At 50.8% G+C, this 13,708-nt stretch carries 13 protein-coding genes; 3 read left to right on the top strand and 10 right to left on the bottom strand.

Annotated elements, in window-relative coordinates; all coding sequences use genetic code 11:
- Positions 1-258: 258 nt before the first annotated feature.
- Entirely contained in the window at positions 259-891 is a 633-nt protein-coding gene (locus ACYJL1_RS18315; protein ID WP_460898364.1) for a sugar transferase, read from the top strand.
- Positions 892-1,298: 407 nt separating this feature from the next.
- Here ACYJL1_RS18315 and ACYJL1_RS18320 read toward each other — a convergent pair whose 3' ends face one another.
- From ACYJL1_RS18320 to ACYJL1_RS18365, 10 genes are all read right to left on the bottom strand, one after another.
- Positions 1,299-1,445: a hypothetical protein gene (locus ACYJL1_RS18320; RefSeq protein WP_460898365.1), complete on the bottom strand. Its 147-nt coding sequence runs from the start codon at positions 1,443-1,445 to the stop codon at positions 1,299-1,301.
- Positions 1,446-1,706: 261 nt separating this feature from the next.
- A complete protein-coding gene (locus ACYJL1_RS18325; protein ID WP_460898366.1) occupies positions 1,707-2,993 on the bottom strand; it encodes a glycosyltransferase family 4 protein in 1,287 nt (428 codons plus the stop codon).
- A gap of 14 nt (positions 2,994-3,007) precedes the next feature.
- The gene (locus tag ACYJL1_RS18330) at positions 3,008-4,225 is read right to left on the bottom strand and encodes a glycosyltransferase (RefSeq protein WP_460898367.1); all 1,218 of its coding nucleotides are present in this window, start codon (positions 4,223-4,225) and stop codon (positions 3,008-3,010) included.
- A 358-nt stretch (positions 4,226-4,583) separates the two neighbouring features.
- On the bottom strand, positions 4,584-5,324 hold the full coding sequence (locus ACYJL1_RS18335) for a TfuA-like protein (RefSeq protein ID WP_460898368.1): 741 nt from the start codon (positions 5,322-5,324) through the stop codon (positions 4,584-4,586).
- A 9-nt stretch (positions 5,325-5,333) separates the two neighbouring features.
- The gene (locus ACYJL1_RS18340; protein ID WP_460898369.1) at positions 5,334-6,590 is read right to left on the bottom strand and encodes a YcaO-like family protein; all 1,257 of its coding nucleotides are present in this window, start codon (positions 6,588-6,590) and stop codon (positions 5,334-5,336) included.
- Positions 6,591-6,623: 33 nt separating this feature from the next.
- A complete protein-coding gene (locus ACYJL1_RS18345) occupies positions 6,624-6,932 on the bottom strand; it encodes a hypothetical protein (protein WP_460898370.1) in 309 nt (102 codons plus the stop codon).
- 84 nt (positions 6,933-7,016) lie between these two features.
- A complete protein-coding gene (locus ACYJL1_RS18350; protein WP_460898371.1) occupies positions 7,017-7,280 on the bottom strand; it encodes a hypothetical protein in 264 nt (87 codons plus the stop codon).
- 38 nt (positions 7,281-7,318) lie between these two features.
- Positions 7,319-9,340, bottom strand: coding sequence for a BTAD domain-containing putative transcriptional regulator (locus ACYJL1_RS18355; protein WP_460898372.1), 2,022 nt, complete (start codon positions 9,338-9,340; stop codon positions 7,319-7,321).
- Between the two features lie 366 nt (positions 9,341-9,706).
- A complete protein-coding gene (locus ACYJL1_RS18360) occupies positions 9,707-10,039 on the bottom strand; it encodes a hypothetical protein (protein ID WP_460898373.1) in 333 nt (110 codons plus the stop codon).
- Positions 10,026-11,171 (bottom strand): acyltransferase family protein, encoded by a 1,146-nt coding sequence (locus ACYJL1_RS18365; protein ID WP_460898374.1) that lies wholly within the window; start codon positions 11,169-11,171, stop codon positions 10,026-10,028. The genes ACYJL1_RS18360 and ACYJL1_RS18365 overlap by 14 nt, the downstream gene beginning before the upstream one ends.
- 498 nt (positions 11,172-11,669) lie before the next feature.
- Here ACYJL1_RS18365 and ACYJL1_RS18370 point away from each other — a divergent pair, with 498 nt between their 5' ends.
- The gene (locus ACYJL1_RS18370; protein ID WP_460898375.1) at positions 11,670-13,310 is read left to right on the top strand and encodes a phosphoethanolamine transferase; all 1,641 of its coding nucleotides are present in this window, start codon (positions 11,670-11,672) and stop codon (positions 13,308-13,310) included.
- Positions 13,307-13,693 (top strand): diacylglycerol kinase, encoded by a 387-nt coding sequence (locus tag ACYJL1_RS18375; RefSeq protein WP_460898376.1) that lies wholly within the window; start codon positions 13,307-13,309, stop codon positions 13,691-13,693. The genes ACYJL1_RS18370 and ACYJL1_RS18375 overlap by 4 nt, the downstream gene beginning before the upstream one ends.
- The last annotated feature ends 15 nt before the right edge of the window (positions 13,694-13,708 follow it).

A 13,708-nucleotide genomic window follows, 5' to 3' on the forward strand; every position in this document is an offset into this window, starting at 1 on the left:
CAGGGAATCGAACGGCAAATAACAACAATACAACAACTTCTGCAATACTATAGTTGCAGCGTGTAAATTTCGAGTTTCCTGACTAGAATAGACTTTTTGCTTGGGGGCTTGCAGTTTTTTGGAACGCAGTGGGTCTATGCCGCGGTTCAAAAGGATTTCTAGCGCGACGCGTCTGGACAAGCCGAAACTATGGGATGGGTTGGGGTTTGCATTATGTCCTACATTACAGAACCGCTGATAGAACAGCGGACCGAAAAAATGTCGGCAAAAAGCCGGTTATACTACGATGTAGTCAAGAGAACCCTTGATGTCACATTGGCCAGTCTCGCGCTCATATTTCTGCTTCCGTTACTGATCTGCATTGTATGCATTCTGGCCGTGACTGACGGCTTCCCGATAGTTTTCAAGCAGCACAGAATTGGCCTGAACGGCAGAGAGTTTACTTGCTTCAAGTTCCGCTCCATGGCGAAAGATGCAGATGCGCGCCTGGTTACGCTTCTGGCTCAGTGTCCGGATTCACTGCGTGAATGGACGGAAACTCAAAAACTCAAAACAGATCCGAGAATCCATCGAGTCGGTCGCTTCTTGCGAATCTCGAGCCTGGATGAACTTCCACAGCTCATCAACGTTTTGCGTGGGGAAATGAGTATTGTGGGTCCCCGTCCGATCGTAATGGAAGAGATTTGCCGCTATGGCGATTCCTATCGATATTACACCGAGATGAAACCCGGCATAACGGGCCTTTGGCAGGTTAGCGGTCGTAGCGGTACTGGATATGATAGACGGGTGCAACTCGACACAGACTATTTCAAATCACGCTCTATCTGGGGCGATATGAAGATCATGATACGGACAGTATCGGTCGTGCTGTTGGCGAAAGGAAGCTGCTGAACTGAAAACTGGTGAGAGCAAATCCTGGAAAGTGTAGAACGATTTTCCATGCGGAGTTGCGTAAAAACAAACAGTTAGGGTATTTCGCAGCCGTTTTAGTTCGAAATGCTCTTGGCGAACATATTGATCGGTGTGATACGGATGCAACTCTTGTCTGGGTTACTCATGCCCCCTCTCCTTCAATCATTTTGCCCGTCCAAAACGGTCCATACAAGGATCGCCAACGCCTTGTGGGTCGAACAGGGTGGGGCACCTTGGGACATGCCACCCGATTGGGAGCCTGACAGGCAGTGGGCCTCCAAACTGGAATTGAATCTAATCCCAAATCTCGGGCCAATGTCTGTTGCTATTTTGCGCGAGTGGCTTGCGGCGAGCGGTGACGAAGCTGAAAACGGGATTGAGCGGATTTAGAGCATCCGCCAGATAATGAGCCAGAACATCACGCAAAGGAAGAATGCAGCCCAGCGAATGAGATACTTCTCTTCCACGAGGTCAAAAAATGACTTCGTTGGGCGCTCGCGTGAACTGTCAATATTCTCAGAAGTATTTTTCATCTATCTCGTAGCATTGGATTTTTGACGAAACCAACCCTATCCTTGAATCTGGGCCAAAGATAGTCCGGCAGATTTAGCCCTCTACTAAATCAATTACAACTTTAACTAAAAAGTATGAATAAAAGGATAGCGCGTTGTCGTCGGACGCGCGGGCCATTCGAATCCTGAATTTCGCATCATCAGGTGAACAAACGAACAGGATCGCCACTTCATGCCCGTAAACAAGACAATCAAAGCGGATGTAGTTTGATGGCTTGATCGTCAGATCGCCTGTTGAAAAGGGTGCAAGCCAGCAATGCGATCAGCAAGCTGGCGCACATCCTGCAATTCTCCACTGGTGAGACATGCGTCATAAAGGTCGATCAGTTCTTTGCACCAGCTTTCTGGCGTATTGGCCAAGCCCGGAGAAAGAGCGAAGGCAGCAATGCTCATGCTCTTGACGCGATCATCACTATCCAATTCTGCAAATGCCGCTGCCAGACTTTCAGCGTCAGGCGCTTCTGCAACAATTCCGCATCCGATATCCTCCGCTTCAGTGGCAATGAAAGCAGATTTGAACGCGACGATCGGTATTCCGCTTTGAAGGCTTTCATGAGCGACAAGCCCAAAGGGTTCCGGGAGCCTGCTTGGCATGACGACGAAACGGGCTTCCTGAAGAAGTTCATTGATCTCATCATGGGTCTTCCAGCCCTCCCATATAACTTCCGGATAGCGCTGGAGGAGTTCTGCACGAAATGCTCCATCCCCGATGACACGCAACCGGCGTCCCACTATCCGTGCGGCTTCGGCAGCAATGTCGACACCTTTTTCAAACTCAAGCCGCCCTATAAAAAATACATCACCATTATCTTCGACAGCTATACGCTTTTTTGCAAAAGGCTTGACTGGATTAAGCACCGTTCTGATGCGTGATGGCGGAATTCCACCGCGCTCCAGCCACGCATTCATCATTGGATGAATGGAAGCAATCGTGCAGTTGGACTTGGACATATCCAGAAGCCGTGTGCGCAACCACGAACGTGCAAAGCGCCACAGCTTGTCGGCGTAACGGCGTTTGTCGCAGTTTGAAGCCAGGCATTGCCCGCTTAACGGCGTCAACGAACATACCGTGTTTGTATTGAAATTGGCATAGCTCCCGTTGGGACATACCAATGTAAAATCATGCGCTGATATTATCAGACGGCTGTAGACTGGTTTAAGCGCCGAAAATATGGAAGGCGACAGTATCTGCGCCCATGCATGGACGTGATAAACTGTGCCCGGCGTATCCCTTTGCGCAATAAAGCGCGTAATCGCCTCATAGGCGGCCTTGTTATATGCGCCATCCATAATGCGCTTGTGAACCGGCAATTTGAGGAGTGGTTGACTTCCCAAACCCGCAACCTCCACATTATTCCCCTGCAACGGAAAACCGGCGCCAGAGTCACCTGTCAGGAAGGTAACGGCGATGCCCGCCTCGTGTAGCAGCCTTCCCGATAGCAATGCCAGGGCAGCCGCGCCGCCACTGGCCACGGCTTCGTCATTGATGATTACGACACGTTCAAGCATAGGGTAAATATCCTTCAGCCCGGTCGCAGGGAGTTTGTACCAGCTTGTGCCGGCGGCTTCAGGGCGAGCACAAGCGCACCGGAGCGACCCCTCTCAGGCACGACTGGTGCCTGCAACATCGTGTCTGCAGCGTATTGCGCATTGCGGCGTTCAAATTCCCTGCCGATGAGTTGGCTAATTTTGTCTTTGAATGTCTGCTTGCTGAATCGCAGCGAGTGCGCGCGAATTCTGGAAGGGACAAAGCTTCTTTCCGCCTGCTCGAATCGCTCTACGCAGTCCATCATGGCCTCGACCGATTGTTCTGCAAACAGCATGCCGGAAACGCCTTCGATCACTGTATCGACTGCCCCACCCTTCCCATAGGCAAGAACCGGCCGACCGCTAGCCATGACCTCAACCGGCACAATACCGAAGTCTTCTTCTCCGGGAAAAATGAGCGCCTTGCAGCGTGCCATATGGCTTTTCAGAGATGCAAAAGGCTGATGACCCAGAAATGTGATTGTCGGCCCTGCCTTGCTTTTGAGGCTGGTCATTTCTTCGCCTGTACCGATCACCACAAGTTTCTTGTTCATTCTGGTGAATGCTTCCACCGCAAGATCAACGCGCTTGTAACCTACCAGTTGCCCGGCACACAGGTAAAAATCATCCACAACATCGGATACGGCAAAATCATCGACAGAGACGGGCGGGTGGATGACGACCGCATCCCGCCGGTAATATCTTTGTATGCGGTTGGCGATATGACGGGAATTGGCAACAAAGCAATCGACGCGCGCGCTGGTCGAAACGTCCCATTGGCGTAGCCAGGATGCTATCACCGGCATGAACAACCGTTTCACGAAGCCCGCAGTGGCATGGTAGAAAAAGTAGTGATCCCAGATGTACCTCATGGGTGAGTGGCAGTAGCAAACATGCAGCGCGTCGGGTTTGGGAATGATACCCTTTGCCGGACCAGACTCGCTTGAGATGATGAGATCATAGCTGGTCAGATCCATGCTCTCCAGCGCCAGCGGCATTAAGGGCAGCAGCATCTGATAGTGCTTCTTTGAGCCGGGTATCTTTTGCAGGAAAGACGTTGTGATTTTGTGGTTCTTCAACCGGCCCGTGATAGCGTCCGGGTCATAGACCAGTGTGAAAATGTCGGCGTCCGGATAGATCTCGCTCAGCGCTTCAAGAACTTTTTCACCGCCTCGCATTGATAAAAGCCAATAATGAACGATCGCTACTTTCACAATACTACCCCTCGCCCGTGACATCGCATGCGCCGGCGAGAGCGCGTGTCGTGCCCGGGTCTTGATTATTTGGTTGGTTTCTTCAGGACGGATATGAAGCAGTGCTACGCCGAAATTCTACATTCAATTCACTTTAGAATTCCGGCGTAGGTCCCCCACTGACTGCCCGCTCGCTCCCACACACGCTTGATTTTTTTTGTTTTGTTTTCATGCGTTTAAAAACTTGCGACCACACGAACAAAGCTAAATCGCTGCCCGTTACGCAAGCGTGACTCAAACGGTATTTTGAGAAAATTCTACAGAATCTGCGCTAACTAATAGGATTGTACTGAATTCGGCTAGGAACATGAATGCAGAGTTAAGTCTTCAGCTTAAGCCACTGGCTGGTTTCGTTGAATTTCCAGTCAGAATAATGAACGCCGCGCACACTCATCATTTTTGCCTCATGTCGCCCCAACATTGCTTCCAGCAACAATGTCGCGTCTTGCCGCTTTATGTTGCAGATATATGGTTTGACACGGGCTTCTGCACTGGCAACTTTTTTTGAAGCCTCGTCAAATACCCGCCGCCAACTGCGCTCCTTGAAAAATATGGCATTGGCCGTGGTGCGAATATAAAGCAGCTCATCCGAATTGATTGCTCCGGCGGCTTTGGCCTTTTCCAATGTTGCGTCAATCGTGACCATTGCTTCACTGAACGCGATATAGCCAAATTCGGCGGGCGCATGAACCTGCGCAACAGCTGCATCATCCTCCAGCCCGCCAAAGGCATAGCGTTCGAACACTTCGCCTATGCCGATCATGCCAAAGGGGTAGCATTCGGCGGCGCGCAAAGCCCCCATGCTGGCACCGCCGTAGATTGTTGCGCCTTTTGACAGGGCATAGAGGATTTCCTTGTGCCAGACGGCTGCAACATCCTCAAAACGTCCATCGACAAGCCCGATCGTGCGAAAGCCTTGATCCACCGCGTGGGTAATGTCACCGCATTTGGCCGGGCCGCGGCAGGTGAGTTCATGGTCCGGCAGCAGCACATCTTCTCCACTGCGTGATGGCACAAACTCGGTTCCTGAAAGACTTGGGCCTGCGAAAAGAATCTTCATGGCATTACTTTACTGGCGGAGCATTGCATTGAGCGCCCTCCCGCCAAAACGATGCTTGCGAATTCCTGCCGGACTTTCAAGCTCATTGACCAGCACGCGGCATACGGAAAATCCATATTCTTCTCCGCCAAGCGGCACAGCAACCACGCTCCTGATGCCGCGCTCGCGCAAGGGTTGGAGATAGGTTTCAAGACTGGCGCGTGCGACCGGAGACGGGTCTTCGAAATGAAAAACACTTTCGGGTTTCGCATGAATATAGACGGCAAGGTCCGGCGCAAGCCGCTGCGCATATTCCGATGGATCGAAATCATCCCGCGCCCCTGAAATATTGGTGATGCGGGTCTGTGCCGCCTCGGTAATTGCGCGCATGGCCGCTACATGTGGAGAGAGGTGGCAGCCATATCCGGCCGCGAGATCGAAATGCAGATAGGTGCCGTGCTGCGTCGCAGGGCTGATGGTTGCCATGAAAACCGGCAGCGCAATGTCAGAGCTTGTATCGAAAAGTCTCAGTACAAACCCAGCGCTGGTGATATGGTCGACGAGCCAATCAATATTGCTGTCTGAAAATGCATGCGGGTCGACACAGCGCGCCTGAACGCCAGCGTCACGCTGAAAGCGCCACAGCTCTGTCGCATCGCGCTCCACCCGTTCACACAATCCATGGATAACGGCTTCCAGCAGGCAGTTGCCGGAGGCCAACCCATCAGTTGATTGGCTGTAATGCCAGTGCTGTCGCTGCGACGTGAAGTCCAGCGACACGACCTCACGCGGCACGAAAACCGGTACTTGCCTGAGAAGATCAAACCCTTCCAGCCATTCGATGGACTCGTTATCGTCCGGTTCGTCAGCACCGCGCATGAGAAGCATGCGCCCATCGAAAACAGCATGTCCGTTGTCGCGCAGCGCAGCTTTCGTGGCAGTGATCGAGGAAACCGGAATATCCTCCGCAATGGCGATTTCAGCGGCTTCCATGACAGCAGAAGCACGCGCATGTGCTGCCGTAACACCTTTGCCCTGGCTGACGGCCAAGGTACGGCTATTGGGGCGCACCGCCATCCAGACCGGGATACCGATGCGATCCAGGCCTGTCACTTCGGCCATTCGAACAATGCCCAAACGGGAAAAGTGCGGACGCAACCGGTTCACGGTTACATCCGCATCATGCAGTCTTGTGGATGACGGGTCGTTATTGCCCGCAGCGGAACGAAGCTTGGCTTCATCCGTTGAGAGCCTTTCGAAAACCGAAATCCCGGCCCGTGATTTCATGAATGCTCCAACAGGCCGTTTAAAAGTCCAAAGTCAGTGACTCGACGGACTGGCTGAAAGTGCCCGGTCGGATGGTCCGCTTCGCCAATCGAACGAGAGCGCCCGATCAGACGGATCACTTCGCTTGTCAAACGAAAGTGCCCTATCTGAACAGTCACCGCGTTGGTCTGATGAAGCGACAATATCCTGATCCAACTGGTTGATTGTCTCAATAAACGTACTGCCGGCTTGACCAAGCGAACCAATTACGTCCTGATCCAGAAGTTCAACAGTCCTTGCTTCTACGTCTACCAACCACATTTTATCTGTGTTTGGTTCATTCCTGATATAAATTTGTGCCATGCGAATAACCTTTCCATTAAGGAGAGCCCACATGACAAAGATAAGATGATTCGAATTTAGAGCAAGAATACGTTTGGATTGTACTCAGTAATCTTTATTGTTTATTGTTTCGTTTTCCGACAAAGACATCGTTGCTGCTTCCGATCGACTATCCATCGATATTGCGACGTCGACGCCTTTAATCAGAATTATGTTGTGCTCACGAGCATGATTGACTAGCTGGACGAGACTTTTGTCCCCAGCAGTTGGTAGCTTTTCCAGCGATAACGCTTCGACTGTCTCTCCTTCAACATCAACCAGCCAAAGTTTTTGGGTCTCTGCTTCGCCGAGGATGAAGAATTTTGCCATGGAGCCGCTCCTTTATTCAAATTTCATTGCGATGATTGCTACTCGAAGCCAGCCTCGCGAAGAGCTGCCTCATATTTCATACGATGCTCAGGCAACCTTAGACACAAACCCTTAGTCCAATCTTCGATTTTGAAGGACGGATTATCCTCCAACGCGTAACCTCGATATTCTGCCGCCTTCTCTGACTCACCAAGCTTTGCCCAACACGCCGCCATAAGACGCGAGGCTGCACGTGGGTTTTGCATGTTTAATAAAGAGTCAATAGCGTCTTGATGACGGTCGAGACTGTGAAGGGTGCCCGCACCGACCCAATAATAATAATCGGGTGCCAACGGATTGTGGCTTATTGCCTCTTGAATTTTTTCAAGTGCTGCATGTAAATCACCATAATGTGTCAGAGCATCGGCATAGTCGGCTAGCAAATCCGCATGTTGGGGGTTAATCGACTTGCCTTGGTCGAAATATTCGAGACTGTCGTCGAATTTGCCCAGATACATACTGATAGTGCCCAGTTCCCGCAGAGGCCGCTCATCATCAGGGTCGGCTGGGGCAGCGCGTTTGGCAACTTCTTCACCGGCAAGAAGTATGTCTTTTTCATTACGCGCCAGCATCAGCCATTCCTTTTGCATGGTGCGTGCGATGCCGCTGAGTGCCGGAACAAAATCCGGCGAAGCTGTCAGGGCATTTTTGAAAGATTGACGAGCCTGACGCAATTTCGACAAATCGAATTTGTCGATTTCGCGCTTGCCCATGAGATACCAGTAATAGGCATTCGGGTCCTGGTAGAGCTTGTTATAGCGGTCAAGTTCCGACTTCTCGATTGTCGAGACAACGGAAAGAATAATGCGGATGGAAAGCTGGCGATATTGCTGTTCCGGCAGCACATAATCGAATTTTGTTTTTTCCGCCCAGACGATCTCCTGCGTTTCGGTGTCGATCAGCTTGACCGACAGGAAGCAAAATCCGTCACGCCGCACAATTTTGCTGTCTACCGCGTAGCTGACACCGAACTGCGTCTTGAGTCCGTCGAAACTGTCAATCGGCGATTCTGTTACCACGCGCTTCGACGTATAGGGCGCGATAACGGAAAGTGTGCGCAAACGGCATAGGCCGATCGTGATATCGTCCACCAGCGATGCGGCAAGCTGTTCCATGGGATCGGAGGCATTATGCGGCAGATAGAGAACCATGACTCGCGGCAGGCCAGCCTGTTTGGCCTGTTGCAACTGGGTGGCAGCGCGGATCGCATTCGGTGTCTGTATCTCGGTCCGGATTGTAATGGGTTGTGCTGGTTGCGTGGCAATGAGCCCTCGGGTCGTTGCTGGTGAAAGCTTGGGCAGCAACTGCTGATATAGCTCGATGGTTTGCTCTTCCGGCTCGACATCAAGATCGTCGCGCAGTTTTTTCGCGCATTCCCGGAATGTCCGCTCCACCTTGGCAATCAGACCAAGCTGCGATGCCGTCTGCATCAAAGCGCGATAGCCAACTTCCTGATAAGGATCAATTTCGGTCAACTTGCGTGCGCATTGGCGCTTTTCATCAATACTTACGCCGGTAGGCTGATCAATCATCAAAAGCAACATCGCTGTCAAATCATCGCGAATCTTCACGCGCTTAACATCCAGCCATTCGTCAAAATCGGAAGCTTGCGGTTCGTTTTGTGCGAGGAGATCGCCCGTATAAAGCTCGATCATCGGCAGCAAGGATTCGATATCCCCCTTCTGCATTAGCTCCATATATTCGAGAAGATCGATACGCAGAAGCTCGGCTCTCACCTGAGAGAGGTTCAGGTAAACATAAGTCGCATCGCCCTGGATAAGACTTAAGCCATATTGCTCCTGAAATTTGCGGATACGCGCAAGACTTTGCCGCAGATTCATTGAGGCGTGGGATTGATCCGTCTCGGACCAAAGAACTTGTGAAAGTTTGCCGCGAGAAACGGAATGATTAGGACTTTCCAGCAGAAGGTAAACAATAATACGAAAAAAATTCGCAGGAACACGGGGAACAAGTTGCCCGCCCAGGCTTACAGTTGCCTCTCCAAAAACTGCAATCTTCATTCCGAATAAGCCCCGGATTTATCTAACTGTTTCTTCCCGATATACGATCTGCATGGCCTGTCAGTCACATCTTTATCAAGCTTACCCGCACGGTCTTATCAAGAGACCGAAGGTAAAACTATAATAAATTTGTACTAATATTGTCTTTGAAGTACTCGTAAAGAGAACGGAAACACGGAATGTTCCGGTCCTGGTTCGTTTTTTATAAGATAAATTCGCTTTAAGTCTCGACTATCCGCAAAATATCGACATAGCGCAAGAGGGTTGAGGTCTTTTTGAAAGAAAAGAACCTGGATAAATATTTCTGAACAGGCACTGGTTCATGGAAATCAGTGTATTATCTGATACCGATATTTGTTTGGGTTACTATAGATTGTCGTGGAAAGATGAAACCTGTCCCAAAATGCCCTCCACAAAACTCAATTGACTTTCAAGAAATGCAGCTCGCTTTTCATAAGCTCTTATTACGCCTGTCAGATTTTCCAAACGACCTTCGTACGAGTCCGGTTCGGCAATCTCGGCCATTGCTTCAAGTGTCAGTGCCGCATCTGCCGATGCTTCAGCAAAACGTTTATTGAGCCCCAGCTGTTCCATTTGCAATTCATTCTTGACGGCCAGCAGCGTCGTGACAATACGTTTGAACCGCGCAGTATCAGCCTCGCGATCCCGTTCTGGACTTCTGATATTAAACCCCAACATTGACCTTCCTCCCGTCTGATTGACTTGCACCACTCACAGGTTCCGGTGACGGATGGAGCTTGCCATCTCCCTTACGCACCATGGACGTGAGCACTCTTCGCAGCGGCTCATCGTAGAAACGCCAGGCAATCCAGGAAAAAGTCAGGATCAGAATGAAACTGATGCTGGCAATAACGTGAACATTCCAGCCTGAAAGCAATGACTGGCTAAGACCCGACATCATCAAAATTACAGGAAAATGCAAAATGTAAACCGGATAAGACAAACCACCGAGCACGTAACTCGAACGTATGGCGCTTGTCTGTCCAATACCACCAATGACAATGGCAGGCAGACATATGGTGATAAGAAACAGATCCACCCATGGAAAGCTCTGCGCAGACAAATCGACTGGAATTGCAAACACACCGGCGAGTACGACGGAAAGCGTAAAAACGCTCCAATGCCGTCCATACGCACCTATTCGGTGCTGCTCACGATAAATAACCACACCCAACGGAAACCCGAAACACACTCGAGCCAAACCGCCCCAGAAGGTTGCGGTATCATATCCGATGTTGAACGCTTGATAATGGCTCGCAAAAAGCGCCAAAAAGATCAGGCTCATCAGTATAATTAAGATCAGCGTGCTGGTGCGCAGCCAAATACCACAGGCCGCCCACGCAAGATTTATAAGCAACTCGAAAAACAGAGACCAGAGCGGGCCGTTACCGGGAAATAGATCGTGAGATGCAACTGTCGCTCCGAGGAAAGATGGAACCATTGCGAGATTGAGCATTCCGGATGCCAACAAGATACCCAAAGTTTCAACTTTTTCGGGAAAGAACATCCATTTCAACAGGAGCACAGTTAAGCCCATACCGGCACCAAGGAACGCCAGCGGATAGAGTCTGATAATGCGTTTTATGATGAATGACCTAAGCGACAAATGAGTTCGAAGATCTTTTTCATAGGCATGCGCGACAACGAATCCGCTGAGTACGAAAAAGAAATCGACAGCAAGATAACCTCGCGGGACGATAGCCGGAATCATGCCAAACTGTGACAGATGGAATCCAACGACAATTAGGGCCGCGATCCCTCTGAGAGCATCGAGCGTGTCGTATCGTTGCGCATTCATCGCTTTCCCCAAGTTCCGCCGCCTGGCCTTTTTCATGGCACAGGGAAAGCCGAGCGGCACTGCATGCAGTTATAGGCCAGACGCCACCTCTCTGTCGTGTCAGCAATTTGAACTAGGGCAATAGACTGAATGGTAAGGTCGCGTTCATTTGCCAAGCCGGCAAACGACTGGCACGCCAGCTGGTTTATCACTGCTGGAATGAGATTGCGTTCGTTCTGGTCCGATGCCTGGAGTCGAATTTCGCGGCCAGCGGAACCAGCGAGAGCGCCGCAATAAGCCCAATGATCAAGCATATTCCATAGTTTATTCTAAACTTCATATCTCAGTCCACATTGAATCAATGCGGACATTTTCATCGCAAAAGCTGACACGGACCTGAACCTTCACATTTCCTGGCCTGACCCGGCAATTTTTTCTCATTCAGCTTCCTGTCAGGAAAAAGGGCGATTGCAGCTCCATCTTTGCCGCCAAGGGCGGTGTCTTGAGCTTGAGCATGCAAGGAAGTCGCACGTGTCAATCGCACTGAATTATTCTGAAGGTCGCTCGTTTCGCCCCCAACTTGGAAGCGTGACGTTGAGCATTCTGGTTGCAATCTTTTTGATTGCTACCGCCAATAATACGTTTTGGGGGAAAGCCACCGTCCTGCTGGAAGGCCAGACCGTCACGCTAATCTACCTGGCATTTGGCCTCACATGCGCGTTCATCGCCCTGTGCGTGTCATTTTCCCTGAAATATCTCACAAAACCGTTCTTGATCACGCTCTTGCTTTTCAGCGCATCAACATCCTGGTTCATGGATAGCTACGGCACAATCATCGACGTGAACATGTTGCAAAGCACCATAGACACCACAAATGCTGAAGCTGGTCATCTCATGACGCCTGCCTATATCTGGCACATGTTCCTGTTCGGCGTTCTGCCTGCCCTTCTGGTCAGTTGGGTCCGGATCAAGCACCGGACCTACCTGCAAAAGGTCAAATGGAACATGGTTGTCATTTTACCAGCGCTTGTCTTTTTCCTGGTCGCGGCGCTTTCCCACGCAAGCACGTATCTGTCGCTTGGGCGGGAACATCGCGACTGGTTTGCCACTTTAAATCCCATCGCACCTATCGTGAATGTGGTCAAACTGGCGATCCGGACGACCAGCAGCCAGAACATCATCGTGCAACCACTCGGTACAGATGCACGTATCTATTCTGCCGCACCGGCAGGCAAACCCCGGGTAACAATTATCGTGGCAGGAGAGACCGCACGGGCCGAGAGCTTTTCGCTCGGGGGATATGGGCAAGCAACCAATCCCGAATTGTCCAGACAGGATATCACCTATTTTCCCCAGACGAGTAGTTGCGGCACCATTACCGAAGTTTCATTGCCATGCATGTTCTCGGTCTATACGCGCAAGCAATATACGCATCGCAAAGGCCTCGAAACTGAAAACCTTCTGGATGTGCTTGGTCATGCCGGGATCAAGACAGAATGGTGGGACAACAATACCGGCGACAAGAAGATCGCCAAACGGACCGCCTATCAGCCGCTCTACAAGTCCGGAAATCCGGCATACTGCAAGGATGGCGAATGTCTGGACAGCATCCTTCTCGACCAACTCGACAATTGGCTCGACAATGTGAAATCCGATTCAGTGCTGGTTATTCATCAGCTCGGCAGTCATGGGCCTGCCTATTATCTGCGCTATCCGGAAGAGTTCCGCCGCTTTACACCCGATTGCCGCACATCGGAATTTGCAAAATGCACACGGCAGGAAATAATAAATTCCTACGACAATACCATTCTCTACACGGACCATATTATCTCGACTGTGATCGACAAGCTCAAGGCACGGGAATCCCGCATATCACCCTCGATGATTTATATGTCAGACCACGGGGAATCGACAGGGGAATATGGGCTTTACCTTCATGGTGCGCCCTACTTCATGGCGCCGACCCAACAGACCCATGTGCCCTTTGTATTGTGGCTCGGCCAGACAGCCAAATCGGAAATTGACGCCAAATGTCTTGCGACCGAGGCTGTAAAAACCCACTCGCATGACAATCTGTTTCATACTGTGCTGGGCATGATGCATGTGGAAACAACGGTGCACGACAAGGCGCTTGATGCTCTTGCGCCATGCCGGCAGGGGCAATCATCGTGAGCGACAGCCCGTACTTCAAAAAGATAACCGGATTTCGTCATCTGTTTGCCGCTGCAAGCTACTCCATGAAAGGGGCTGAGCGACTCCTGCACGAGTCAGCCGCGCGGCACGAGGTCATTGCTTATCTTGTCGCAGTTGCATTGTTCTCGCTCATGGGAGCCGCGCTTCTTGACTATGTGGTGCTGACAGCTTTGTTCCTGTTGCTTCTTGCTGTCGAGGCTTTGAACACGGCGATCGAAGAAATCGTTGATCATATTTCCCGTGATTACTCGGTTGCCGCACGAAATGCGAAGGATCTGGGTTCCTTTGCAGTCTTCGGCGTTCTCGGTATCAATGCCATCTTCACAGCCTATGTTGTAATCGATTTGCTGACCTCAACTTAATTGGGTATTGAATGC

This window comes from Phyllobacterium sp. K27, assembly GCF_054796155.1.

Bases quoted from the DNA above. Each gene is read 5' to 3' on its own strand.
- ACYJL1_RS18325 (WP_460898366.1), bottom strand. From the start codon at position 2,993: ATGCTTGAACGTGTCGTAATCATCAATGACGAAGCCGTGGCCAGTGGC.
- ACYJL1_RS18355 (WP_460898372.1), bottom strand. From the start codon at position 9,340: ATGAAGATTGCAGTTTTTGGAGAGGCAACTGTAAGCCTGGGCGGGCAA.
- ACYJL1_RS18360 (WP_460898373.1), bottom strand. From the start codon at position 10,039: ATGTTGGGGTTTAATATCAGAAGTCCAGAACGGGATCGCGAGGCTGAT.
- ACYJL1_RS18345 (WP_460898370.1), bottom strand. From the start codon at position 6,932: ATGGCACAAATTTATATCAGGAATGAACCAAACACAGATAAAATGTGG.
- ACYJL1_RS18315 (WP_460898364.1), top strand. From the start codon at position 259: ATGTCGGCAAAAAGCCGGTTATACTACGATGTAGTCAAGAGAACCCTT.
- ACYJL1_RS18335 (WP_460898368.1), bottom strand. From the start codon at position 5,324: ATGAAGATTCTTTTCGCAGGCCCAAGTCTTTCAGGAACCGAGTTTGTG.
- ACYJL1_RS18340 (WP_460898369.1), bottom strand. From the start codon at position 6,590: ATGAAATCACGGGCCGGGATTTCGGTTTTCGAAAGGCTCTCAACGGAT.
- ACYJL1_RS18350 (WP_460898371.1), bottom strand. From the start codon at position 7,280: ATGGCAAAATTCTTCATCCTCGGCGAAGCAGAGACCCAAAAACTTTGG.
- ACYJL1_RS18320 (WP_460898365.1), bottom strand. From the start codon at position 1,445: ATGAAAAATACTTCTGAGAATATTGACAGTTCACGCGAGCGCCCAACG.